Source organism: Endozoicomonas sp. ALD068 (assembly GCF_049310145.1).
In the GTDB taxonomy this organism is placed as follows: Bacteria; Pseudomonadota; Gammaproteobacteria; order Pseudomonadales; family Endozoicomonadaceae; genus Endozoicomonas_A.
On sequence record NZ_JBLYNU010000004.1, the window covers coordinates 272,187 to 297,233 of the forward strand.

A 25,047-nucleotide genomic window follows, 5' to 3' on the forward strand; every position below is an offset into this window, starting at 1 on the left:
TCATACGCCTCAATTCACACGTTTACTCCCCTGTTTCCGGGGCAATAAAAAAAATCAATCAACGAGGGGCTTGTCTGGAAGCTTCAGGTGAATAATACTGTATGCATGAACAGTATTTCTGTAAAAGACAAGCCCTGGCCCAGAATGATTGCGCTGGTGGATATGAATGCCTTTTTTGCCTCCATTGAGCAGCTGGATCGGCCTCAATGGCAGCAAAAGCCGGTGTGTGTCACCAATGGCCGAACAGGGACTTGCATCATTACCGCCTCCTATGAGGCCCGTGCCCGGGGCATCAAAACCGGGATGAGGTTGCGCGAGGCCAGAGGGTTGGCACCTGACCTGATCCAGGCACCTTCCCGGCCTTATCGTTATGCCCAGATTTCTTCCAGCATTATGGCAGCTCTGGAAAGCATCACCCCGGAAATAGAAGTCTTCTCGGTGGACGAGGCTTTTCTCGATCTGACCGGCTGTCAGTCGCTTTATGATTGCCCGGTGGCCGAGATAGGTCGAAGGATCAAGGCGTGCGTTTTTGAGGCTTCCGGCCTGCTCTGTTCAGTGGGGATCAGTGGTGACAAGAGCACCGCCAAGTGGGCAGCCAAGCAGCAGAAGCCGGACGGACTGACCATTGTCCACCCCTATCAGGCTCGTGAAACCCTGTCGAATGTGCTGGTTACTGACCTGTGTGGCGTAGGGTCAGGCATTGGACGTTACCTGGCTCAATACGGGGTGCATCGCTGTGGTGATATGCAGAAAGTGCCCATCAGCGTGCTGGGCAACCGTTTTGGCAATCTGGGTAAACGTATCTGGCTGATGGCCCAGGGCATGGACCCGGAGCCACTGCATAAAGAAGTGGGCGTGCCCAAGAGCATCGGGCATGGCAAGGTGATTCCGCCGAATACCCGGGATAAAACCATCCTGAGAACCTATCTGTTGCATATGTGTGAAAAGGTGGCTGCCCGCCTCAGACGTTATGACTTTGAAGCCCGTTTGTTTGCTATTGGTATGAATACGCCCGGAGGCTGGGTCAGCAAAAAGCTGAGGACGACAACCCCGACATCCGATGGCGATCAGATCATGGCACTGGCGGACTTTTTTCTGGATGTCTATTGGGATCAAGGCGAGAGAAGTCAGGGCGTGCATCAGGTACACGTTGGAGCCCTGGACCCTCAACCCAAACATAGGCAGAGAGAGCTGTTTACGGAAGAAGATGCCAAAAAAGAAAAACTGCTGGCGACTATTGATGAGGTCAACCATCGTTATGGAGAGTTCGCTCTGTGCAAGGCCCTCTTGCTGAATCGCTCGGAAATGCCCAATGTTATCTCACCGGCCTGGCGACCAGCGGGGCCCAGAAATACTTTGGAGAGTTGACTGGACGTTTGACAGGCTCAATCTCAAGACTCGTCTGAGATGCCCTGTTTTTCCTTGAGATCTTCTACCCATCGGAAGACTTCTGCCACCGGTTCAATCAAATCGCTGGGGATGTAACTGGCAATGTCTGTATCAAACAGGGCGTGAGCCAGGGGGACATTCTCCATAACGGGGATGCCTTCCTTATCGGCAATTTTCACAATAAAGCGTGCACGTCCACCGCGACCTTTAACCGTTACCACGGGCAGTGGCGTCACATCCTGTTTGTAGTGCAGGCCGATCGCCAGGTGAGTCGGGTTTTTGATCACCACGTCTGACTTCTTGGTGTTTTCTGCTTCGTTGAGAATCTCTTGGTGGATTTCTTTTCGTTTACCTTTGATTTCAGGGCTACCTTCCATCTCTTTATGTTCGCGCTTGACTTCATCCTTGGACATTTTATTTTCTTTAGTAAACTGCTGCTTCTCGAAAAGATAGTCCAGCACAGAAATCACTATGAAAGCCGCAATGGCATAGATCATCAGTTTTTTCATCAGGACCCCGACAACAGGAAGAATACAGTCACTACCACAGTAGGGGAGGTTGAACATATCAGCGAGGCTGTTTCTGATAACGAAATAAACAACGATGGAAAGAAACACAATCTTGATAACAGACTTGAAGAATTCCACCAGGTTTTTGATGGCAAAAATGCGCTTGAATCCGGCAATGGGGCTGATCTTTTTGAGGTCGGGTTTTACCGATTCACCGGCCAGCAGAAAGCCAAACTGCATGATGTTGCCTATGATGGCAGACAGCATGGATACCATGACCAGAGGTAGCAGAAGCTCAATGGATTTTTCAAGAATGCCCTGTGTGACAATCTTGAAAGCGTCCTGAAAGTTTTCGTTATAAACCGTTGCCGGGAGGATCACCATTTCCTGAATGGTCGTGAGGTAGGTGTCGCTCATAAACCAGAGGGTGCAGAACACAGCGATAATGCCAAAGGTGCTGGAGACTTCCTTGCTCTTGGCTACCTGACCTTTTTTGCGGGCGTCACGCAGCTTTTTCGGAGTGGGTTTCTCTGTCTTTTCAGCACTCATTTCCAGAGCTCTCCCAGGGTTTTAAAGACCATGGGAATGCCTTCGTCATGTTTTTTGGCCAGTTTCAGAATCGTGCTGACGTAAATCACCAGGATGGCTGCCGCGACACCGGATTTGATCGGCATGGCGAGAATAAATACGTTAAGCTGAGGGGCTGAGCGGCTGATCAAGGCGATACCAAATTCTGTGATAAACATCGCGATAACGACAGGAGCAGAAAGCCACATGGCCAGGCCAATAATCAGGTTGAACTGATTCAGGAAAAAAGTGGAGGCTTCAGGGTTCAACCTGGGATAGAAACTGAATACAGGCCATACCTCATAGCTGATGAAAAGACTTTGCAACAACAGCAGGAATAAGCCGCTGGTCATGAAAATAGCGGTAAAGGCCTGGGAGAACAAAACACCCATGGGTGAAGTTTCGGCACCGGACAGAGGGTTCAGGGCGCTGGCCATGGAAGCACCCCGCTGGTTATCAATGAAGAAACCTGCTGATTCCAGTGCCCAGAACGGGATGGTGATACAAAATCCGATAATGGCTCCGATAAACGCTTCTTTCAGGACAATTCCGGCAGTGGCATAAATGGTGATGGTGTCATCGGGTTTGTGTTCTGCCAGCATAGGATGGAGAAACAGGATCATGCAGGCGCATATGCCATTTCTCATCATGGCACCCCCCAGCATGCGCTTGTGCAGGAAAGGAATCAGAGTGAACAGGGCAACAATTCTGGGCGTGCCCATGGTAAATACATAAAACCACTCTTTTAGCTCATCTATTGGGATGACCATGACGGATTATCCGGTTAGAGGTCTGGGATTTTGTTCATGATGGCCAGAGAGTAATGATAAATCTCAATGCCCAGCCATCGGGCAGTAGCAAAGATACTGATGATGACGGCAATCAGCTTGAAGGCGAAGGGCAGGGTTTGTTCCTGGATCTGAGTCAGGGCCTGAATCAAACTGATCAGCAGACCTACGCCAGCCGCGGCAATGATAGGCGGCATGGATAAAATCAGAGTCAGCATCAGCGCCTGGGCTGTGAGCTGGATGATGTCCGAATCTACCATGTTCTTTTCCTAGCCATAACTTAATACCAGCCCCTGAATTAAACGGGTCCAGCCGTCCAGCAAGACAAACAGGAGCAATTTGAAAGGCAAGCTGATGGTCATGGGCGAAACCATCATCATACCCATGGCCAGCAGGATGTTTGAGACGATCAGATCAATGACGATGAAGGGCAAATAGAGCAAAAAGCCAATCTGGAATGCCTTGGTCAATTCCGTGATACAAAAAGAGGGCAGCAGCACAATCAAGTCATCGCCCGAGAGTTCCTGCTGGTATTTTTTTGGCCACAGAAGGCGTGCCGATTTCAGAAAGAAGTTACGCTCATTTTCGTTGGTGTTGTCTTTGAGAAATTGCTTGTAAGGGGCGCTGGCGAGCCTGACAGACTCGATCCAGGAAAGATCCTCAAAATTAATTTTTTCAGGTTCCAGCAACTCATAAGACTCATAGCCTATAGGTGCCATGATATAGAGTGTCAGGATAATGGCCAGGGCGTTCATGGCAATGTTAGGTGGAATCTGCTGGAGACCGGTGGCGTTTCTGAGAATGGAAAAAACCACCACCAGCTTCAAAAAAGAAGTGCCCATGACTGCCATGAATGGAATCAGCGCCATCAGTGCCAGTGGCACCATCAAATAAAATGGGCTGGTTAAATTCAGAATGCCGCTTTCCATGGCGGGAACCTGCTTTAATCGATGTACTGCTTAGGATTCAGTCTTACCCGTCAGCTCTGTGATCCGGGCTCCGAGTCGGCCTTCAATTTCTACCAGCTGACATCTACCAATGAGTTGGCCATTGGCTCTGATCCTGACCGGTGCTTCTATGGGGTTACTGAGCTGGAAAACATAGCCTGGCGACAGGCTTTGCAGTTCTGCGAATGTCAGTTGTTGCTCACCCACTTCGAACATCAGTGTCACTGGCAGGTCGTGAAGATCAACAGGGCCTGCAGGTGCTTGAGGAGCTTCACCTTCCGGCATAGGCTCTTCATACCCTGTGTACCCCTGGTCATAATGTTCTTCCATAGCCTGAAGCCTCTGTGAAATAGTGACCCGGGTATCCTCGAGAGTGCCCAAAAAAGCAACATTCTGTTTGATTCCTACAATCACCTCTGAGTCACTGACGTGTTTTTCCAGAAAAACAATGTCACCTTCTTCCAGGTCATTGAGTTCACTGCGATTCAGTAAGGTGCTGCCTTTTTGCAGGGTTACCCATAAAGGTATATCGGGCAGCGAGGTGGATTGATGAGGCGGAATTGACTTCAAGAGGTTCTCTATTACCTCGGAATACTCAATCTGTATAGTTGAGCGGATGTTTTCGGCTTCAAGATCCACTGCAATGAGAGGAGCGTCTGTCGGCTCTGCAGGTTTGAGATGACTGAGCGTGACAGACTGACCTAACATCTGACCCAGGAAATTAAACAGGGGGGTCAGGCTACTGGCAATAGCAGCGTCACGAAGGCTTTCGGGCAGTTTTTTAATGATTTGATGGTCGAGTTTTTTGGGTAGAAGAAAATCCAGAACCTGTCGGCCCAGGTAGAGTTTGCCGGTGTAACCCGCCAGTTCCAGATCAGCCTGCCAACTGGATGTCTGGTGACCAAGACCGGCAAGGGAGACAGTGAATTCGATAGCGTTCAGTTGAATCTGGTAGCGGGCTTTGCGATGACACAGGAGTTGCCCCAACTGAAGCTCGGTGGCTGATATTGTTTCAAACTTCAGTGGTATCGCTTCCATTCGTGTTTATCCGCTCTTTTGGGAGTCCCTGTCGGAATTAACCGCAGTAGGACAGTCTTAAGTCCGACTAGGAATCATTGTCTTCCTGATCTTCTTCACCCACGTACTCCTGTTGGGAACGACCGTCATTCTGTTCGTTGCCATCACCAGACAGGTTGATGTTGACCTGAACTTTTTCGCCCAGCTTTTCCAGATTCTTCATCAAGCTGGCTTCGTTGGCTACCAGAAAGTTGTGGGAATCTGCTGAGGAGGTATTCATGGTGACCTGCAGTTCACCAGATACTCTCTGAATGCGGATTTCCGTGCCCGGCAGAATATTGTCTTTCAGAGTAATTCGAACTTCGGCACCCTGGATAGCGTCTTTTGAAGACACCATGATTTTATCAACCAGCTTGTTGATGACTTCATTGATCTCTTTGGGGCCAGTGACCGCCTGGATGCTTTTCAATTGAGTTTCTGAGGCCTGCTGAGTTTCCCTGACCTGACCGATCACATGGTCACTGCCGTCAAGCATAGACTTCATGGCACCTTCTTCCTGACCTTTCTGACCTTCACGACCACTACCCTGATCTTTAAACTTGCCTTCCAGGGCTTCCTTGGCACTTTTTCTGCGTTCTGCCATCAGGCTTTCAAGACTTTGACCGTCTTTGGATTCCCCTTTGGCGCTTTTCGGGTCTTCCTTCTTTTTCATCTTTTTGGAAAAGTCAGAAGCCTGATCCTCAGACACCTTCTGGCTCTGATTCTGGGTAGGCTGGTTGTTGTTATTCTGCTGAACATTCTGATTAGCGTTGGTGGGCTGCATAATTGGCCTCCTTGCGATCTGTAGACCCTAGGATTTCGGGCGAACAGTAAATTCTTCCATTTCCAGGTCTTCGAGGCGAGCGGCTTCTTTTGCGGCTTCCTGGTCCTGAACTTTGGTAAACTCTTCAAACTTTTCCACAGCCTGCATGGCTTTCATATGATCTTCACGGGCCTGTTCAAGCTGCTCTTTGGCCTTCTCGACATCCTGTCTGGCTTCGTTGATGGCCTGTTCCAGCAGTACATCCTTTTCACGCATCCTGGCTACATTGGCTTTCAGCTGATCCAGTTCGTTCTGCTTTACCTCGGTATTGATAATGTTATCGTAGAGCCTTTGTTCTTCTTTACAGCGCCAGTCAATGTACTCTTCCAGTTCCTGCTCTTTGTTTTTGACTTCCAGCTGAGCCTGTTCCAAACGGTATTCACACTTACGCACCTGGTCCTGAGCAGACTTTTCACGAATCTGCTTAACCTTGAGAAGTTCGTGCAGCATTCAGATCAGACTCCAACGACGTGACGCAGCTGCTGGATGGTCGTGTCATAGTCATTGAATTCGTCGGTGCGCTGCTTCAGAAAGGTTCGTATGGCGTCTATTTTTCGCAAGGCTTCATCAGCCACCGGATCTGAACCCGGTTTGTACTCACCGACCTTAACCAGCAGTTCAATCTCATCAAACTTGGCCAGAAGTTCCCTGAGTTTGCCCGCAGCGGCTTTGTGCTCTTCCGGGGTGATGGCATTCATGACACGGCTGGCGCTGGATAGAACATCAATAGCAGGGTAATGGTTAGCGGCAGCCAGTTTTCTGGAAAGGATAATATGACCGTCCAAAATGGATCGGGTTTCATCCGCTACCGGTTCAGTCATGTCATCGCCTTCTACCAGTACTGTATAGAGCGCCGTGATTGAGCCTGTATCTGACATACCGGCACGTTCCATTAACTTGGGAAGCGTGGCAAAGACCGAAGGTGGAAAACCCCGACGGGTAGGTGGCTCACCGGCTGCCAGTCCTATTTCACGCTGGGCACGGGCAAAACGGGTGACGGAATCCATCAGCAGCAGAACTTTTTTGCCTTTGTCTCTGAAATACTCTGCGACAGCTGTGGCGGTATAGGCAGCCTTGGCTCTTTCCATGGAAGATTTATCCGAAGTGGCAACGATGATAACGGACTTCTTGACGCCCTCCGAGCCGAGATCATGCTCAATAAACTCCCTGAGTTCCCGTCCCCTTTCACCGATCAGCGCAAGCACGGTGACATCAACCTCAGCGCCTTTCACCAGCATTGAGAGCAGCGTACTCTTACCGCCACCAGCGGCTGCGAAGATACCCATACGCTGTCCTTCTCCGCAGGTCAGGACACCATCCAGAACTCTCAAGCCCAGAGGTAAGGGTTTATCAATGATCTGGCGGGTCATCGGGTCAGGGCTGTCGGCATAAACCGGATACCAGGTTTCAGGTTCCACGCCTTCGAAGGCTGCCGGATTCAGAGGGTTTCCCATACCATCAAGCACGTGACCCAGAAGATGAGAGCCAACGCCCACATGGTGAACCTTACCTGTAGGAATTACTTCTGTCGTGGAGGAGATACCCATGATTTCACCCATGGGGGAGAGTACTGTTTCGTGACCCTGAAAGCCTACCACCTCGGCATAGCTGGTTTTGTCATCGTTTGGAGTCACCAGCTCACACAACTCGCCAATCTTGACACCGGGAACCGCCGCCTTGATGATCATGCCCTGTACTTCGGTAACACGGCCACGAATATCTAATAGCCGACTGCTTTCAACCGCATTTTGAAGCGCTGAAGTGAGGTAGTTAAGTGCTTCGGCCACGATCCCTGTCTCCTCTGCCAGTCGTTGCTTTTGTCGCCCTATAGGGTTTGATCAGCTAGAAAGCAAAAGAGGGCTGAATAAGCCCTCTTTTTTGATGTGTTGATCAAGAGTCAGACCATCATGCCCATGTCTCCGGGTCCGCCAGGAGCGGTGGGAGGGGGCTTTGGGCCACTATCTTTAGGTGGGGCAGTCCCATCGCTTTCCGTATTATTCACTTCGGAGATCACCCACTCGAGCGTGTTGACGAACTTCTCCAGAGTGGATTCAAAGTTACCGTAGTCCGATGAAGCCTGCATAGAGCGAATCAGCAGAATTTCAGACTTGTCATGGTTCAGGGCGTGGAAGGCACCCTGCATACTGTGATGCTGAAGGTTGAGTGACAGGAGCTTTTCATACAGGCTGGTTTTGGCGTCGTCGTGAGCGTCCATGGGTTTTACTGAAGAAACGAATACCAGAGCTTCGTCTTCTTCCAGGTATTCCATGTTTACGATCAGGGTGTCATCAAAACAGAGACCACAGGCATCGTGTTCATTCAAGCTGAGCTCACCCAGACCGATGCTCTCTGCAAAATGCTGTATATTCTCTTCTACATTTTGCTTGTAACTCATTCGAACAGACCCTCCAATGGTTCTTAGTCAGAAACTGAAATAACGATAAGTAACTTTCAGTATATATCGCTCTTTTGTCTTGCGTTGGAGAATTCCTGATTACCTGCTCTGGGGAACTCCAAGACCCGATTAGAGTTTTTATCGGTCAAAGTGACGAACGTCTGTATACTTGTTTCAACTTTTTTTAAATATTCAGCTCATGGCAGTTTTATTCCCTGAGTAGTGAGATTCTTTTTTGGCAGATCAAAACAGTACCGATAGCCTCTGGATGCGCGAGGCCCTGAAGGAAGCAGAAAAAGCCCGGGAAAAAGACGAAGTTCCGGTCGGGGCCGTTGTGGTCAGGGGAGGCGAAATCATAGGTCGAGGGTATAACCAGCCCATCAGTGGCTGCAATCCGGTGGCCCATGCCGAGGTGCTCGCCCTGCAGGAAGCGGCTGCCACTCTCAACAACTACCGGTTGGTGGATTGTGAACTCTACGTGACTCTTGAGCCTTGCACCATGTGTGCCGGAGCAATTATCCATAGTCGGGTAAAACGAGTGATCTTTGGTGCTCTGGAGCCCAAGGCAGGGGCTCTGGTCAGTCAGAACCGGACTTTAGAGCTGCCCTATGTGAACTATCGGGTGGAAATGACTCCCGGAGTCCTTGAAGAGGAGTGCAGCGAAATCATTTCCTCTTTTTTCAGAGCCCGACGTGAGGCCAAGAAAGCAGAGAAGAGGCGCTTGAGGTTGTGCTGAGATGAAACTTTTTATTAAGAGGGACTGTCCTAGAATTAGCCTTTCATTGAAAGAGCAACCCAAATCCTGACTTTTGGGTGAACTTATCTTTGTGAATAGGAGTACATTTTGATGAAAAAACTTATTCTGGCGATCCCACTGGTTGTAGCACCTATCATGGCTGCTGCAGAAATACGAGAAATTGAACGAAAGCTATTGAGTGATTGGGACTCAAGAACCATGACAAGTTATTTTGACACAGTGTCTGAACAGTACTGTCTGCTGGTTGTTGACCCTAAACATTCGATTTTGGATTGCAAACCTATCCATAAGTTTTCAGAGCGGGCTCAAAGAAACATTCTTGGCAACATGTACGTACCAAAATCCTGCGCTGGCGAAAGTGGAGTTTCTAAAGGCTATTGTCCCAAAAACTGAATTTCAGTGTGTTAACCCGGACGGAAGAAATACTCAGTTTACATTTATCTCTGAAAGTACACTCAAGCTGCATTTTTAGCAAAATCGTCGTAAACCCTCGCCCAATCGAGGGTGTCGCAAAAGGGTATGGTCAGCAGGATATATCAAGATCGTCGTTCCCGCGCAGGCGGGAACCCACCACGAGCAGTGGATCTCCGCCTTCGCGGAGATGACGGTTTGAAGCTTGAAGCGTTTTAATTGACCTTTTGCGACACCCTCAATCGGGCGGGGATATAAGATGGGAACGCAGAGCGTTCCGGTTGAGCATTTGTGTGTAGTTGGTTATATTTTCCATCGGTCTGTCTCTATGCAGAGACTCACGGTGACGAAAATCAAGCACTGTTAACAAAAAATTAAGGCAGAGACAACTGCCCAACCGCCCTTGAAGAACCAGACGAGCCCATACCTGAGTGACCCGTTAAGGCTGCGGCAAATCAAACAAAAGACCAATAAATAACCGAGGGGCACCCGGTTACTGCTGATGGAGGCTTCTGTGTAAGTCCAGTCGCTATAGGCTGGTTGTAGCCTGTGAAGTCAGAAGCCTCGCCTGACAAGGCGGGGAGTGTCACAGATAGATGGGAACCATTGAAGGGAAAACCTGCCAAGATCCATAGATCAATCACTGGTTTCCATACCTGGGTTTCGATTATCATAGCGCCCCTGATTATCTCCCTGAGTCCAGTTGAGGACAGTTTTTAACATGCTCATTTTGCGTGGTGCTCCGGCTCTCTCGCCGTTTCGTAGCCAAAAGCTGCTTGAAACCCTGCAACACAGGATCCCCGAAATTACCGGTGTTTTTGCTGAATACCAGCACTTTGCCCGGGTCGACGAGGCATTGTCCGACCAGGAATTGAAAGTTCTGAAACAGCTGCTGACCTACGGTCCCCGGATGCAGGAAGGTGAGTGCTCAGGCACTTTGTTTCTTGTCGTACCCCGTCCAGGCACTATTTCCCCATGGTCCAGCAAAGCCACCAACATTGCTGAAAATTGTGGTCTCAGCAAGGTTCACCGTATTGAGCGCGGTTTGGCTTACTATGTGTATGCCGAAGAAGGCCTCAGTGAACACCAGAAAGAAGTGGTATCCAGCTTGATTCATGACCGCATGACCGAGGCTGTGTTGGCTGATGCCAGAGAAACAGAGCTTCTTTTTGCAGAAACCGAGCCAGCGCCCCTGACCCGTGTGGATATTCTTGAAGGCGGACGTGAGGCTCTGGTTGCCGCCAACCAGTCCCTTGGACTGGCTCTGGCAGAAGATGAAATCGATTATCTGGTCACCAGCTATGAGGGGTTGGACAGGAACCCCACTGATGTTGAGCTGATGATGTTTGCCCAGGCTAACTCCGAGCACTGCCGCCATAAGATTTTTAACGCGACCTGGACCATTGACGGTGAGCGGCAAGATCATTCTTTGTTCCAGATGATCCGTAACACCCACACTATGAGCAGTGAAGGTGTGCTCTCGGCCTATAAAGACAATGCCTCTGTTATTGAAGGCTCCAGAGCCGGGCGTTTTTTCCCGTCTCCTGAAAAGAAAGAGTACCAGTATCATCAGGAAGACATTCATATCCTGATGAAAGTGGAAACACATAACCATCCAACCGCCATCTCGCCCTGGCCCGGTGCTGCTACCGGTGCTGGTGGTGAGATCCGTGATGAAGGGGCTACCGGTCGAGGCTCCAAGCCAAAGGCGGGGCTGACCGGTTTCTCGGTATCCAATCTGAATATTCCCGGCTACAAACAGCCCTGGGAAAAAGACTACGGCAAGCCGGATCGGATCGTGACTGCCCTGGATATTATGCTGGAAGGTCCTCTGGGTGGTGCAGGCTTTAACAACGAGTTTGGTCGTCCAAACCTTTGCGGTTACTTCCGTACCTTTGAAGCCACAGCCAAAGGCTCTGCTGGCGAAGAAGTGAGGGGGTACCACAAGCCCATCATGCTGGCAGGTGGTCTGGGTAATATCCGCGCCGCTCATGTTGAGAAAGCTGATATTCCCGTTGGCGCCAAGCTGATTGTTCTGGGTGGTCCGGCCATGCAGATCGGTCTGGGGGGTGGTGCAGCCTCTTCCATGACTTCCGGTGAAGGTCAGGAAGATCTGGATTTTGCCAGCGTTCAGCGTGATAACCCCGAGATGGAGCGTCGTTGCCAGGAAGTGATTGACCAATGCTGGCAGCTGGGTGATGAAAACCCCATCGTCTTTATCCACGACGTGGGTGCGGGTGGCCTGTCCAATGCGCTGCCAGAACTGGTCAGCGATGGTGGCCGTGGTGGTCGCTTCCAGCTCAGGGATATTCTGAATGATGAGCCAGGCATGTCCCCCCTGGCGCTCTGGTGTAATGAATCCCAGGAACGTTATGTGATGGCGGTAGCTCCAGAAAATATGGAGCTGTTTGAAGCCATCTGTCAACGAGAGCGTTGTCTCTATGCCGTTGTGGGTGAGGCCACTGAAGAGCCAAACCTGTTGGTGGAAGACAGCCACTTTGATAACAAGCCAGTGGATATGCCTCTGGACGTTCTGTTGGGCAAACCTCCCCGCATGCATCGTGATGTGCAGGCAGAAACTATTCAACAGGATGCACTGGACCTTTCCGGTGTGACTCTGGAAGAAGCGTCTGAGCGAGTTCTCAAGCTGCCAACCGTCGCCAGCAAAAACTTCCTGATTACTATTGGCGACCGCTCTATTACCGGTCTGGTAGCCCGTGAGCAGATGGTTGGCCCATGGCAGGTTCCTGTTGCTGACTGTGCGGTCACCGCTACTGCTTTTGATACCTTCACGGGTGAAGCTATGTCCATGGGGGAGAGAACCCCTCTGGCTTTGGTCAATGCGCCTGCCTCAGGTCGTATGGCGATCGGTGAAGCGATTACCAACATCGCCAGCACCCGTATTGGCAAGCTGGGTGATATCAAGCTGTCGGCAAACTGGATGGCCGCTGCCGGTCATCCGGGTGAAGACGCCAGACTCTATGAAACCTGTAAAGCGGTTGGTATGGAACTCTGCCCGGAACTGGGTATTGCTATTCCTGTAGGCAAGGACTCTATGTCCATGCGCACCAGCTGGAAAGATGGCGATGTAGAAAAGAGTGTTACCTCGCCTCTGTCGCTGGTGATTTCGGCTTTTGCTCCCGTAACAGACATCCGCAAGACCGTTACGCCAGAGCTGCGCACCGATAAAGGTGAGACTGATCTGTTGCTGGTGGATCTGGGTCGTGACCAAAACCGTCTGGGTGGTTCTGCTCTGGCACAGGTTTATGGCCAGATTGGTGATGTGGCGCCTGATGTTTCTTCTGCGCAAGACCTCAAAGGGTTCTTTACTGCCATCCAGCAATGTCTGGAAGAAGACCTGCTGTTGGCTTACCACGACCGTTCAGACGGTGGTCTCTTTACCACATTGGTTGAGATGTCCTTTGCCGGTCACACCGGAATTGAGGTGAATCTGAATAAGCTGGCGGGCGATGAAGCGGCCATTATCCCGGCCCTGTTTAACGAAGAGTTGGGCGCCGTTCTGCAGGTTCGTCGTGCAGACAAAGGTAAAGTTAAGGATATTCTGGCTGGGCTGGGTCTGGCTTCCTGCGTGCATACCATTGCCTCTCTGAGACCGGATCAGCGCATCAACTTTGTCTTCAATGGCCAGCTGGTCAGTAGCGAAAGCCGGGTTAAATACCAGCGCTGGTGGGCTGAAACCAGCTATCGCATGCAGGCTCTGAGAGATAACCCTGAATGTGCCCGTCAGGAATTTGATAACCTGCTGGATGACGGCGACACAGGTTTACATGCCTCTTTGCCGTTCGACATCAATAGGGATGTTGCTGCTCCATTTATTGCCACTGGCGCCAGCAAACCTCAGGTAGCCATTCTGAGGGAGCAGGGTGTTAACGGTCATGTGGAAATGGCAGCGGCTTTTGATAAGGCTGGCTTTCAGGCAGTGGATGTTCACATGAGTGACATTCTTTCCGGTCGCCGTAACCTGACAGAATTCAAAGGATTGGTAGCCTGTGGCGGTTTCTCCTACGGTGACGTTCTGGGTGCGGGAGAAGGCTGGGCGAAATCAGTGCTGTTTAACAGCATGGCCCGTGACCAGTTTGCGGCTTTCTTTGATCGTCCGGACAGTTTTGCCCTGGGTGTCTGCAATGGTTGTCAGATGCTGTCCAATCTCCATGAATTGATTCCGGGTGCAGAGCACTGGCCACACTTTGTCCGTAATCAGTCTGAGCAGTTTGAAGCCAGAACCGTGATGGTCGAAGTCCAGCAGAACAAGTCCATTCTCTTCAGAGGTATGGAAGGTTCCAGAATGCCTATTGCGGTGGCTCACGGTGAAGGCTACGCCGAGTTCAAAAAGGCTGACCAAATCCGGAAACTGTCTGCCAGTGGTCAGTTGGCCCTCAGATACGTGGATAATCAGGGACGGGCTACCGAGCGTTACCCCTACAACCCTAACGGTTCTGCTCAGGGGATCACGGGCCTGACTTCGGCTGATGGCAGGGTGACGATTATGATGCCTCACCCGGAGAGGGTATTCAGGGCGGTTCAGAACAGCTGGTATCCGGATACCTGGGGTGAAGATTCACCTTGGATGAGAATGTTCAGGAATGCCCGGGTCTGGGTTGATTGAATGTTGGGCGAGTAGTAAAGCAATTGATTAAGCTGGGTACTCAATGAGTATCCGGCTTAATCACTAAAAATCAGTTTTTGGGACAACTATCCGAAGAGGCATCACACGCGCCAGCGCCAGATTTTGGTACATAGGCGTCGCCGAGAATGTTTCTCTGTGCTTGCTCTGAGAGTTCATGGACACTTTTGCAGTGCATAAGCGAATTATATCCACTAGAAACCTTATCTAAAACCACCAGACAATATTGTTGAGAAACTTTGTCAAAGTAGTTTTCAATGACCCTGTCGAACCACGGATCCCTAAACGTTTGCCAGTTTGTTCGTTCTACTTCTGCACCAACCATGGTAGACGCTGCAGCCAACAGGACTGCCAGAATGAATTTTTTCATAGAATTTACTCCTTCTTTAAATAGTCAAAGATCAGTTCACCAGAAAGTCAGGATTTGATTTGAATTTTTAATGAACGCTTAATTGTTAGACATTCGTTCTAATAAAGAGTTCCAGTGAGAGGCTTGAACAATGACGACTTATGCTTTTTGACTCAGATAGCAGAAAGAGTTTGAAACTCGGTTAACACAAAGTGATCGGTCATCCCGCTGACGTAATCAATCAATAATCTTGCCCGGTAATACCATTCCAGCTCATCCTGTTCTTGAGCGGAGTAACTGCTGCCAGGCAATGATTTCACTGCCCGGTGATACGCCATTTTATGTTTGCCAGAGAGGCGGTGGTAAAGACGTTGCTCGATAAAATGTCGGCTGGAATCTTTTTCAGTAAGACTGGCAAATTCTTCACGGCTCAGCTCCAGCAAAGGCTGGAAAATATCCATCAGTCCCATCAGGGCAGAGTAGCCCCTGAGTTCCGGAGTTTCTTTCTCCATGCTGGTAAAGACATAGCGAATAGCGACGGTTTTCAGGGTCTGCAGTGCCAGATGCTGGTCGGACTGGCCGTCAATCAGAGGCTCATCGAGCGTCCCGTCAAAGATCGCCTGATGCTTTTGCAGATAACGATTTGCAGCATAATCCACCAGATCTCTTACCAACCGGGTGCGCAGCCGGATAATAAATTCCTGCTTGTTGTTGCCGGCTCTCTTGACCGCAGACTCCATGATATTGGGCAAATACTCGTTATATTCAGTAAATTCCTCCCAGACTTCATAGAGACTGAAGCGAAGATCGCGGAAAGAGAGAATCCCCTTATCGACTGCATCTTCCAGATCGGCAATGCAGTAGGAAATATCGTCGGCGGCTTCCATGATATAAACCAGAGGGAAGCGACAACCTTCATTGATAGCCAGATGCTGCCAGATGTCACGGACCAGAATGGCTTCGGAAAAGAAGTAACCCGGCTTTTTCTTGCGATAGGCATCGGGTGAGCCTTTTTCGGGTCTGGGCTCATAGGGCGTACGGGTGTATTTCATAAGCGCGCCCATCTGGGAATAGGTCAGGTTTAGATCCTGAAGGTGATGAATAATTCTTAACGCCTGGGCATTGCCTTCGTAAATAGACAAGTCTGGCAGCAGGGTTGACTCCAGTAAGGCTGACCGGGCTTTCTGACCTTTGCACGCTTTTTCATAACATAGCCCGGCTTTATCCTGCATCCAGCGGCTGATAGCCGCCTCGCCAAAATGACCGAATGGAGGGTTGCCAATGTCGTGCATCAGGCAGGCCATTTCTACCAGATTTATAAAAGCCGTGTCCTGATTGTCTAATCCCAGCGATGTTAATTGGCCGCTTTCTGACAGGCGCTGCAGAATCGTCTGTGCCAGAAAACGACCGGTTTGTTGCACTTCCAGAGAGTGCGTCAGACGACTGCGAACAGCGGCATTGGTTTCCAGAGGGTAAACCTGAGTCTTTTGTTGCAGCCGACGTATGGCCGCTGACTGAATGATTCGCCCCCGGTTGCTTTCTGTTTCAGTTAACAGGTCCCGATCCGGTTCGACAGAACTGAGTCTTGGGCGAGTGCAGGTGAGTTTAGTCAGATAGTTCATGCTGATCATAGTCGGCAGGATCTGTTTGAAGGTGAGGTTTGACCTGGCTCTCTATAGGCTAAAAGCCAGCAGGTTAAGGACATAGGGTTTTAGCCAAAGGAATGAAAGGGAATATTATAGATGCTTTTCAAGCAACAGCCGTTCAAGATTGGACTAGCAGCCTGTCGGACTTAAGACTGTCCTACGCGGCAACTGCTCCTGCGTTGCTCTAGCTCCTGCATCCATGCAGTCGTGCGGCGGCAGCAAATTGGTCTAAAAATCCCTGTTTCTTCGTCAAATAGCTCTCTATTCTCCTCAGAAACAGAGATTTTTATCCTCAATTTCTTGCAATCCTCGCTACGGACGCTTAAGTCCGACAGGCTGCTAGGAGCCTGACCGAGAATAGCGCAACCAGACCAACAGAAGTTTTCCCAAATCTTAAAATGAGCAAAAAATATCCAATTATTAGTGGGATTTTGCTCATTTTTGCATATTTATGCCTTCTCACAGCCTCTATGCTGCCTTTTTAGCCTCTTTCAAATCTTCAAGACGGATTGACCTCGTGGAAGCCGCTTTTACAAATTTTTTGATATTATGCGCAGTGCATACCAGTGAAAATTCCGCTGAAACTTTTTCTTTGCCGCGGAGACTGAACCCTCGGAAACCAGATTCTTTTATCTGTCCAAATGGTGGCTCCGCAATAACTTTACGACGCTCATATATGGCTTTCGCACCGGCTGTCTCCATTTTCTTATTCATAGCCTGACGTGCTTTTTCAAACTTATCGGTACGGATAACCCTGCCAGCCTCTTTCTTTGAATCACTGCAATTCCGACGATAAGGGCATTCCCTGCATACCGTCTTGTTTGCCCGGTAGCTTTTTCTTTTGCTTTTGCTGGCCGGGTTCGTTACCAGCTTTTCCCCTGCCGGACAGATAAATACATCAGCTTCGGAATCATACGCAAAATCCGCTTTGACAAACTTCCTGTCAGAGCTTTCAAGGTCGTCAGCGGCAGGCTTCTCCGCCTTGTCGGTTGCGATATAGGCATCAATCTCATGTCGCTCGACTGTATGTAAGTTTGACCCTGAGAAGTAACCATTATCCATACTCCACTTATCTACAGCCGCGCCATCAGTGGCTCCTGATAATGCCCTCAGCGCCGGCTCCACTTCCTGTACATCGTTGGCGTGTTGGCTGACATGCTGGCCAACAATGATCTGGTTATCGGAATCAACTGTAATTTGAGCATTGTAGCTGTACTCACAATACCCCTTCTTGCTCATCACGCGGGCATCGTGATCTGCAAAACTGATCTGCTTTTTGTCGTCTATTGGTTTGTCTGGATTTAAAGCTTTTTCACGTTCTTCAAGTGCTTTCTTGGCCTCTTTGATTTTTTTCAGGCGCTCTTCTTTAAACTGGAGGTCTTCAGGAATGCTGTAACCATTGGTTGCTTTGTAGGCGTCATCTTCTTCCTGATCACACTGACTGGCTTTTTTGATCAGCTCATCCACTTCGGCACTGAGTTCTGCCTCTTTCGCTTTGAGCCTCCCGTAGCTCATGGCCTTGTGTTTTGAGCTGTTGGCTTTGAACTTGGAGCCGTCCAGGCTGATATGACCCAGTGATGCCATTTTGAGTTCAATGGCCAGTTTGACTGACTGTTTGAAGCAGTCATGGAAAAACGACAGATTATCCTTACGAAAGTCACCAAGAACCCTGAAATTCGGGCAGTTCATTTGTGAGATATACATGAACGCCAAGTCTTGTCGACACCGTCGCTCAATCTCACGGGAACTGAAAACACCATGGCTGTATGCGTAGATCAGAATAGCGACAATGAGCTTTGGAGGGTATGCGTGCTGACCAAGGTGGTGATATTTTTTTTCGACTTCAGACGTATTAATGTTCTGAAAAATGCTTTCATAAATAAAACAATCATGATCTTTGGGAAGCAAATCGAAAACGTTGGTTGGGAACAGCAGATGCTGATCAAACTCAACAGGACTGTCCTTAAACTTTGGTGGTGGTGACATTTGGCATAATCAGAGTTGGTTTAAGGCTTATCATAACAGATAAGCCTATTCTCGGTCAGGCTCCTAGAATTCTGCCGGACATCGCCCTTCAAATATCAACTGAACATATTCCCGCTCCAGATAGCCTGGCTTGCCGGTAAAATAATGCAGCAGCAGATCGTCAGCAAGCCTGCGATCTATCTCCGGGCACTTCACTTCATAGTTGAGCATAGACAGCATTTTGCAGTTAAAGTTGAATATCCAGTTCTGTACCGTACTTGATGGATGAACGGAATCAACATAAAAATGATCACTGCGGTTTTTGCAGGGGCTCGCCTTGTGACTCTCGCAGATATCTACCTGGGCATTATCAGAACAGCCTCTGAAGGTGACATCGAGACAGGGGGTTTCAGTGTCAACATCTTGCTGGCGGGCATGTTCTAACAAAATGTCAAACATTCTGTTGTAATCGAAAAACAGGAGTAACAGGTCAGGATACTGTCTTTTCAGCCGAAAAAACGCTTTCGTAGCCAATCGGTTATGATTGACGATCACCTCACGTACTTCCTGACGATCTTCTGAATTGCGCAAACAGGGGGTTTTAGTGACATCGGGAACCGTTCCCCAGAAAATGGTTCTGGCTCCATGGGCATAGAGGTTTTCAATAGCCGCTGACAGCTTGGCAACCACCAGACGATAATTCCAGTAACGGTTGAGATAATCATTAGCGCCACCGGCTAACATAAAAATCTGATCCTCAGAAAAGGGTGCATGATGTTGCACAAGGTGATTTATCTGTTCCTCGACCGAACTCAGAATAGGCTTTCCACCTCTGATGCTATTGGTGAGAAAACTGATATTGGCCAATTGACTTTCACCAAACAGAAACGACCAGAAAAAATCCGTTAACACCTCTGAAAAACCGACCACCGTACTGCCACCATGTGACTGATCGACAAACTCGGTTTTATTGGAGGTATTCAGATAAAGGGCTCTGGCAATAAGCTCTGGTGCCATCAGATCATCACAAAAACGCCCTCCATGATAATTGGCACCCGGTATGGCACCACAGAAACTGCCAAAAATAAAGCCCGGTAACATACGACCGCTCCAGGGATAAAGTGACATTTGACGTTCATTCAGTGTACCGCTACCTGTAAGGAATCGACTGTAGTTATAGAAATTACCCGAATCAACGCTACTGTCACCCACCACAAAGACATTGCTGACAGGTTGTGCCTCCTGCGAGCAAAAACGTTCGGTGAATTTGGGATAAAAAAGTTTTTCATACGCCAAACCGGGTAACGACAACAGCAGTAATACCAGACCCAGCCAACTACGAATCATATTGAAACCCTAATAGAGCAGTTACTAAAAAGCTGAGGATTATAGTGGATTACTCTCCCCGTGCGGTTGTATTAATCTTTATTTTGGCCCTGTTGCCATGCAAAAGCCGATAAAGCTACTTTAAAATCCCGGTTACCAGCTTTTTGGTAAGTTTTTCGATACTCGCTGTAGGATGTAGGAGGTTGTTAACTTACTGAGTATTGGTGGGTGTGACTGAAGTGGTAGAGAATGCCCCTGTGATCCTTTGAATCATCAACGATAAGGGGTTGTAATCCTGTGAAGTCTTAGGGTCAGTCTCGTTGGTTGAAACAGAAGAAGCAGAATCAAACTTTATTCTTTTATCATTTCCATCGATAGAAATTTCTTCAAAAGTCTCATCGAGCTGAGCGATTTGTGGCGAATCAAGTTCTATATTCCGGTCGGGAGCAATCCTGACTGCCGCATCAAAGTGTTCCAGGAGAGCCTCTGAATTGGGGGTGTGGATAAGATAAGCTGAAGACTGATGGGAGTCTGTCAGAGTTTGGGAGACGAAGAGATTAGCTTGATCGAAATTTTGCTTTAACAACAAGTGTAAAAGCATTGCTCTTTGACTTTCAGAGAGATCGGGAAATGTGTAATTGCTGTTTTGCAAAAGCATAACCAAAAGGTTAGGAGCAAAAACTACCCAGCGATTCAGGTCATAAATCTCGTGATGAGACCCATGGTGACCTTGTGTAATCACCGGGAACCAGACGCCATGTGTCGGCACGAGCAGTGCAATAAGCTGTGAATCGCCAAATTGTTGCAATCTGGCTAAATCCGATTGAGCGAAAGAGGCCGAATCAGTAATGACATTGTTATCGAGAACGGCTGGAATAACGTCAGTATCAATCCCCAATAATAACTCAAGCTCTTGCATTAGTTTTTCCTTCTCAGGATGAGCCTGAATCGTGGAAAAAATCTGTCGAAGGTTATAATCGATAGTTTGCCTTATTATTTGCTGGTTCCAGTCGCCTGCTTGTCCTGATCGCCCACTCCGGTTGAATATTTCTGCAATGGACGAGTACATACAGTTACCATCGCCATTAATTTTTATCAGTTCAAAACTGGTTTGAATCATTAACAATAAAGGGTCGTTATTTTCTAAAGTCTCACTGTCAGTCTCATTGGCTGAAACCGAAGAGACAGAACCGGACCTCATTTGTCTATTATTTTCATCGTTGGAAAGAGCTTCAAAAGCCTCATCAATCTCCATATTCTGAGGCGTGACAATGTTTACTGCTGCATCAAAGTGTTCCATGGTAGTCACTGAACCGGGGTAGTGGATAAGATACGCTGAAGCCTGATGGGAGGCTGCCAGAGTTTGAGAGATGAAGCGCTTGGCTCGATCGAATTTTTGGTTTAACAATAACTGTAAAAGTGTTGTCCTTTGACTTTCAGAGAGATCTGGAAAGGTATAATTTTCGTTTTGTAACAGCATAGTCAAAAGGTTGGGAGCAGAATCAATCCAGTATGTCAGGTCATAAAACTCTTGATAAGGTCCATCGTGACCTTGTGTAATTATCGGGAACCAGACACCCTGTGTAGGTACTAGCAAGGCAATCAACTGGGCACTGGCAAATGGTTGCAATGTGCTTGACCCAGACTGTGCGAAAGAGGCTGATTCAGTAATGACATTATCATCGAGAACCGCTGGAATAATGTCGGCATCGATCCCCAATAACAGCTCAAGCTCCTCTATCAGTATATCCTTGTCGGGGTGATTTTGAATCATGGAAAAAATCTGATGAAGGTTAAAGTCTATAATCTGTCTTATTGTTTTCTGGTTCCATTGTCCTGACGGTTCATATTTGTTGAAAATCGCTGCAATTGACGAATACATACAGTTATCATCGCCATTAATTCTTATCAGTTCAAAGCCCTCGGGGACGGGGTTATGATGAGAATAGTAGGGTTCATAAACCTGTGTTTTGGGGTATCCCTTTTCCATCTTTCTATATAATTGCCCTGCTTGTTCTCTGATGCGTTTGTCTTCAATCATACAGACTTTATGAAAAGGCCTTATCAGCGGTTCTTTTGTTTTTTTAGTGCTTCGGTTTGTATGACGTCCTTTCCCTCGTATGGGATTTTCAGTTTCATAAACTTCACCGCAATGGCAGCAGGTTTGTCTGAAACCACCTTGTCCATTTGGAACATTAATCAGAATCCTGGGAGTATTTTTTCTGAATAAAGAGATTAATTCATTAGTTTTTTCTTTACTGAAAATATCCGATTTTTGTTCTGTTTTTTTTAGAAAAGCTTGCAATGAAGCTTTTATATCTTTATTTGTTGTTCGACTTACGGTTTTTTTCAAAACACTTAAGGTGAACTTATTTAAAAAAACGTTGTTTTCGAAATTAAAACTATCCGGGTAATGTCTTGCGGAAGGGAGCAAGTGACTGAAAAAAAGTGGGATAGGGTTTTTTTTACCATCAATAATTGTACGCATGCCCTTGATAATAATCTGAAGATTTTCTAACTCGTTCTGATGAAAAACGAAATCGAAAGCCTCTTTATAAAAAGGAGTAAAGAGGGTTTTTGTAAAAAGGAAATCAACAATTTGTAACACATTAAAAGCTAAAGCAATACCTTGTTTGTTGGAAGTGTAAATGTCCTCCAGGCCAAATTGCTCTGGTTTTTTTGTAATTTTTTTGACTATACCAGAACTTCTGTCAAATTCGTTACAGGTAATTGACCTTACACAGACTTCAATAAGATAGTTTATAACAATACGATACATAACCTCTACTTTATCTGGACCATTGATTTTTGAGACGTATCTCAGACTCGGAACCAGGTGCCCAACAAAAAATCCCAAATCTTTGATGACTTTCTCATCAATATTGCCACTGATAACACACTCAAAAAAAATGTAGTTTTCCTTGGCAATTGAATAATCTTCATGACTTATAAGGAGAGACATCTGAACTCTTTGCAGCAATAATTCCAAATGGGCCTGAGAGGGCAACCAATCATCGTTCTGTGGCGTTAATAATGCTTTGGTAATAATGTTATTACCCAGGTTTGAAACGGAGGCTTTTTTGAGATTGTTTGGTATTTTAAATTTATTTCTTGATAAGTCATACATTGACAACAAAACAAATTTTTTTTCAACGTCTGACATATCATCTTTAATAGTGGGTATCCAGATATTGGCAAAACTTCCATACTGAGTTCCTCCTCTATAACGTTCTGTTGTCTTTTGTGTTTCTAAAGGAAAAATAAGCTTGTATTGATAAAACATAGTATTAGCTTTTGCCAATTTCTTTTTTACAGCTAAGTGTATTTCCCATTTTATGGGTTTAACTACCTTGCTTTTTATGGGTTTACCTATATCGTTATTTATGTGTTTGCCTTTATTAGCTGTGGTTTTGAATTGGTAGCTTTGGTTATGTTTCTCATTATACGTCAGTTGACGAGGATTTTCCGGAACATAATAGGTAACAGAACTGGCTATGGCATTTTCAAATGCTGGCCTTTCATAACCAGGAACTCTAACAATTATCGTGATGATGTTATTTTTTATTTTTCCTTCCTTTTGTTCTTTTTTATTCTTTTTTATATTTCTCTTCCTTAAATTATGTAAAACCTTTGGAAAATTATACTCATCCAGTTTTTCATTCTTATAATAAACAATAGGTTTAACATTTTCTGGTATTTTAAATCCCGACTTCTTCCTGGCCTCATTTATTAGATTGTCAAAATTTCTTATCGAAGTATAAGTGGATTCTACAATCTCAGCCTCATTGTGCATTTCAACAGGAATAAAAATATCTGTCCCTAGTGATAATGGTTTCTCTGAGTTATCTAGCTCATCATCAATAACTAAATAATCAAAATCTGGGTCTTCTCCATCTTTTATTCTTTCATTCACACTTCTTTTTATCTTGTTGTAATCCGTTTCTACATAAACAGAATTGTTGTTTTTTTTTGCCAGAGTATTAACTTCGAATATTTCATATGTGATAAGAAATTGGGTGCTTGTTAGAGACCTGATCTCTGAAAGAATACCTTCAAATTGAGGAGGTGTTAGATACCTGGTCTTTGAAAGAATACCTTCTGATCGTATATCGAAATCGGCTGTCAGAAAATTGATGGTATTTAAAATCTGCTCCTCTACAGAAAAGTTTTCAGATCCATAGCGAACACGTCCGGAAGAATGAAACCACCACCATTGATCAAAGCCTTCATAGATTTTGGGAGGCCCTTCACTGACTCTTTGAGAATTTTTATAAGTCTGCATCAGGCAAAGATTATGGCTATAAAGATAGGATACCTTTGGTGCATATTTAACATAAATGACTGGTCCTTCGTTGCCAATATTGTCGAAATAATACTCTATCCTGAAAAATGCATCTTTCCACCAACCATAAGGTGCTACAAAATCCAGTGTTACCATAAACATATTTTCTTCATTGATACTGAATTTAAATTTCTTTGGGTACCTCTTATTAAGAAAATTTTGAAGTCTATCAATAGCGATATAAATCTCTCTGGCTCTGGATGCGGAATTTCTTTTGGGTGATATTGGGTTAGGTTTGAATTTTTTTAAGGGAACTGTGTGAATTATTTTATCTCCATTCTGTAAGTTTCCTTTCCGAATAATATTGACATGGGTCAAGATGAATTCTCCATTGCGTAGCAGATGCAATGACCGGCAGTTTGGACTGCGTTGCATGTCTATTTCATATTCAGGATGGTTGACTGAATATAGCGATTGAAGATTAAAGTCTTTATTTTTTTTGGCTTTGATAATGCGCGTTATTTTTTTTGCACAATTTCGGTCTTCAAAGAACAGAGTTATCAATTCCATGTCCGCTGTGGGCGTTTGCTCAGCTCTTTCTGATAATAATCTGTCTATATAGTCTTCAACAACACGGACTGCCCTATTAATTTTATCAAGTGTTAATCGGTCTGAATTTATTATTGTTGTTTGTTTGATAGATTCTACTTTACCATAATGGATCATTGCCTGAACAAGATTAAACGTCCTTAACAGGGTGTAAGGTATGCCAAACTTGGTCGTATTATGATTAGCCTTAACCCCCATTTTCTTAGCCAATTCTCTATTTTTGCTTTTAAAAAAATTATTTCTTTTTCTTCGATTAACGCCTGACATCACTTTATCAATGTAAAATTTAGCTTGCACATACAAATTTTTTTCTTTAAGTACTCGATCAATTTCTTCGTACTCGTGAAAAGTAAGTTGTTTTAGTATACTTTTTTGATCTTCGTTTATTGCAAGAGCACTCCCTGATATAAGGTTTATTGATAAAAAGATAAGATGAATACTCTTTTTACTCAATTTGGCTAACGCAGTAAAAACCATACCTGGCGATCCTTATAATTCTCTGAAATTTGGTCTATTGAGCGACACTGGCTGAGTACTCCTCATTAAAAACTGTATCGAGTGAATAGTAGCTTGTTTTAAAATC

At 46.6% G+C, this 25,047-nt stretch carries 18 protein-coding genes; 4 read left to right on the top strand and 14 right to left on the bottom strand.

Going from position 1 to position 25,047, the window contains the following annotated elements:
• The first annotated feature begins 87 nt into the window (after positions 1 to 87).
• The gene (locus tag ACO6V5_RS01120; protein WP_422412125.1) at positions 88 to 1,368 is read left to right on the top strand and encodes a DNA polymerase Y family protein; all 1,281 of its coding nucleotides are present in this window, start codon (positions 88 to 90) and stop codon (positions 1,366 to 1,368) included.
• A gap of 23 nt (positions 1,369 to 1,391) precedes the next feature.
• On the opposite strand, the gene sctU is transcribed toward ACO6V5_RS01120, so the two are convergent.
• From sctU to ACO6V5_RS01165, 9 genes are all read right to left on the bottom strand, one after another.
• Positions 1,392 to 2,447: a type III secretion system export apparatus subunit SctU gene (sctU, locus tag ACO6V5_RS01125; RefSeq protein ID WP_422134752.1), complete on the bottom strand. Its 1,056-nt coding sequence runs from the start codon at positions 2,445 to 2,447 to the stop codon at positions 1,392 to 1,394.
• Positions 2,444 to 3,235, bottom strand: coding sequence for a type III secretion system export apparatus subunit SctT (gene sctT / locus ACO6V5_RS01130; protein ID WP_422134751.1), 792 nt, complete (start codon positions 3,233 to 3,235; stop codon positions 2,444 to 2,446). Before sctT ends, sctU begins: the two co-directional genes overlap by 4 nt.
• Positions 3,236 to 3,249: 14 nt before the next feature.
• Entirely contained in the window at positions 3,250 to 3,513 is a 264-nt protein-coding gene (gene sctS, locus ACO6V5_RS01135) for a type III secretion system export apparatus subunit SctS (protein ID WP_317145607.1), read from the bottom strand.
• Positions 3,514 to 3,522: 9 nt separating this feature from the next.
• Positions 3,523 to 4,182, bottom strand: coding sequence for a type III secretion system export apparatus subunit SctR (gene sctR / locus ACO6V5_RS01140; protein WP_422134750.1), 660 nt, complete (start codon positions 4,180 to 4,182; stop codon positions 3,523 to 3,525).
• A gap of 30 nt (positions 4,183 to 4,212) precedes the next feature.
• On the bottom strand, positions 4,213 to 5,238 hold the full coding sequence (gene sctQ / locus ACO6V5_RS01145) for a type III secretion system cytoplasmic ring protein SctQ (RefSeq protein WP_422412121.1): 1,026 nt from the start codon (positions 5,236 to 5,238) through the stop codon (positions 4,213 to 4,215).
• A 67-nt stretch (positions 5,239 to 5,305) separates the two neighbouring features.
• The gene (locus ACO6V5_RS01150) at positions 5,306 to 6,040 is read right to left on the bottom strand and encodes a type III secretion HpaP family protein (protein WP_422134748.1); all 735 of its coding nucleotides are present in this window, start codon (positions 6,038 to 6,040) and stop codon (positions 5,306 to 5,308) included.
• A 27-nt stretch (positions 6,041 to 6,067) separates the two neighbouring features.
• Complete coding sequence (gene sctO, locus ACO6V5_RS01155; RefSeq protein ID WP_422138631.1) at positions 6,068 to 6,529, bottom strand: type III secretion system stalk subunit SctO; 462 nt, start codon at positions 6,527 to 6,529, stop codon at positions 6,068 to 6,070.
• Between the two features lie 5 nt (positions 6,530 to 6,534).
• Positions 6,535 to 7,866: a type III secretion system ATPase SctN gene (gene sctN / locus ACO6V5_RS01160; protein WP_422412119.1), complete on the bottom strand. Its 1,332-nt coding sequence runs from the start codon at positions 7,864 to 7,866 to the stop codon at positions 6,535 to 6,537.
• Positions 7,867 to 7,976: 110 nt separating this feature from the next.
• Positions 7,977 to 8,474 (bottom strand): type III secretion system chaperone, encoded by a 498-nt coding sequence (locus ACO6V5_RS01165; protein ID WP_317145613.1) that lies wholly within the window; start codon positions 8,472 to 8,474, stop codon positions 7,977 to 7,979.
• A 235-nt stretch (positions 8,475 to 8,709) separates the two neighbouring features.
• On the opposite strand from ACO6V5_RS01165, the gene tadA reads away from it, so the two are divergent.
• From tadA to purL, 3 genes are all read left to right on the top strand, one after another.
• A complete protein-coding gene (gene tadA, locus ACO6V5_RS01170; protein WP_422134745.1) occupies positions 8,710 to 9,210 on the top strand; it encodes a tRNA adenosine(34) deaminase TadA in 501 nt (166 codons plus the stop codon).
• A 111-nt stretch (positions 9,211 to 9,321) separates the two neighbouring features.
• The gene (locus tag ACO6V5_RS01175; RefSeq protein ID WP_422412116.1) at positions 9,322 to 9,624 is read left to right on the top strand and encodes a hypothetical protein; all 303 of its coding nucleotides are present in this window, start codon (positions 9,322 to 9,324) and stop codon (positions 9,622 to 9,624) included.
• Between the two features lie 739 nt (positions 9,625 to 10,363).
• A complete protein-coding gene (gene purL, locus ACO6V5_RS01180) occupies positions 10,364 to 14,269 on the top strand; it encodes a phosphoribosylformylglycinamidine synthase (RefSeq protein ID WP_422412114.1) in 3,906 nt (1,301 codons plus the stop codon).
• Positions 14,270 to 14,339: 70 nt separating this feature from the next.
• On the opposite strand, the gene ACO6V5_RS01185 is transcribed toward purL, so the two are convergent.
• The 5 genes from ACO6V5_RS01185 to ACO6V5_RS01205 all read right to left on the bottom strand — a co-directional run bounded on the left by ACO6V5_RS01185 (position 14,340) and on the right by ACO6V5_RS01205 (position 24,941).
• On the bottom strand, positions 14,340 to 14,657 hold the full coding sequence (locus ACO6V5_RS01185) for a hypothetical protein (protein WP_422412112.1): 318 nt from the start codon (positions 14,655 to 14,657) through the stop codon (positions 14,340 to 14,342).
• 152 nt (positions 14,658 to 14,809) lie between these two features.
• Complete coding sequence (gene dgt, locus ACO6V5_RS01190; protein ID WP_422412110.1) at positions 14,810 to 16,267, bottom strand: dGTPase; 1,458 nt, start codon at positions 16,265 to 16,267, stop codon at positions 14,810 to 14,812.
• Positions 16,268 to 16,750: 483 nt separating this feature from the next.
• Positions 16,751 to 18,268, bottom strand: coding sequence for an IS1182 family transposase (locus ACO6V5_RS01195; protein ID WP_422132798.1), 1,518 nt, complete (start codon positions 18,266 to 18,268; stop codon positions 16,751 to 16,753).
• Between the two features lie 63 nt (positions 18,269 to 18,331).
• A complete protein-coding gene (locus tag ACO6V5_RS01200; RefSeq protein ID WP_422134740.1) occupies positions 18,332 to 19,594 on the bottom strand; it encodes an SGNH/GDSL hydrolase family protein in 1,263 nt (420 codons plus the stop codon).
• Between the two features lie 190 nt (positions 19,595 to 19,784).
• The gene (locus ACO6V5_RS01205; RefSeq protein ID WP_422412375.1) at positions 19,785 to 24,941 is read right to left on the bottom strand and encodes a hypothetical protein; all 5,157 of its coding nucleotides are present in this window, start codon (positions 24,939 to 24,941) and stop codon (positions 19,785 to 19,787) included.
• Positions 24,942 to 25,047 lie beyond the last annotated feature (106 nt).

Bases quoted from the DNA above. Each gene is read 5' to 3' on its own strand.
- sctU (WP_422134752.1), bottom strand. From the start codon at position 2,447: ATGAGTGCTGAAAAGACAGAGAAACCCACTCCGAAAAAGCTGCGTGAC.
- ACO6V5_RS01175 (WP_422412116.1), top strand. From the start codon at position 9,322: ATGAAAAAACTTATTCTGGCGATCCCACTGGTTGTAGCACCTATCATG.
- sctO (WP_422138631.1), bottom strand. From the start codon at position 6,529: ATGCTGCACGAACTTCTCAAGGTTAAGCAGATTCGTGAAAAGTCTGCT.
- ACO6V5_RS01150 (WP_422134748.1), bottom strand. From the start codon at position 6,040: ATGCAGCCCACCAACGCTAATCAGAATGTTCAGCAGAATAACAACAAC.
- sctS (WP_317145607.1), bottom strand. From the start codon at position 3,513: ATGGTAGATTCGGACATCATCCAGCTCACAGCCCAGGCGCTGATGCTG.
- ACO6V5_RS01185 (WP_422412112.1), bottom strand. From the start codon at position 14,657: ATGAAAAAATTCATTCTGGCAGTCCTGTTGGCTGCAGCGTCTACCATG.
- sctT (WP_422134751.1), bottom strand. From the start codon at position 3,235: ATGGTCATCCCAATAGATGAGCTAAAAGAGTGGTTTTATGTATTTACC.
- sctR (WP_422134750.1), bottom strand. From the start codon at position 4,182: ATGGAAAGCGGCATTCTGAATTTAACCAGCCCATTTTATTTGATGGTG.
- sctQ (WP_422412121.1), bottom strand. From the start codon at position 5,238: ATGGAAGCGATACCACTGAAGTTTGAAACAATATCAGCCACCGAGCTT.
- ACO6V5_RS01195 (WP_422132798.1), bottom strand. From the start codon at position 18,268: ATGTCACCACCACCAAAGTTTAAGGACAGTCCTGTTGAGTTTGATCAG.
- dgt (WP_422412110.1), bottom strand. From the start codon at position 16,267: ATGATCAGCATGAACTATCTGACTAAACTCACCTGCACTCGCCCAAGA.
- purL (WP_422412114.1), top strand. From the start codon at position 10,364: ATGCTCATTTTGCGTGGTGCTCCGGCTCTCTCGCCGTTTCGTAGCCAA.
- ACO6V5_RS01205 (WP_422412375.1), bottom strand. From the start codon at position 24,941: ATGGTTTTTACTGCGTTAGCCAAATTGAGTAAAAAGAGTATTCATCTT.
- ACO6V5_RS01200 (WP_422134740.1), bottom strand. From the start codon at position 19,594: ATGATTCGTAGTTGGCTGGGTCTGGTATTACTGCTGTTGTCGTTACCC.
- ACO6V5_RS01165 (WP_317145613.1), bottom strand. From the start codon at position 8,474: ATGAGTTACAAGCAAAATGTAGAAGAGAATATACAGCATTTTGCAGAG.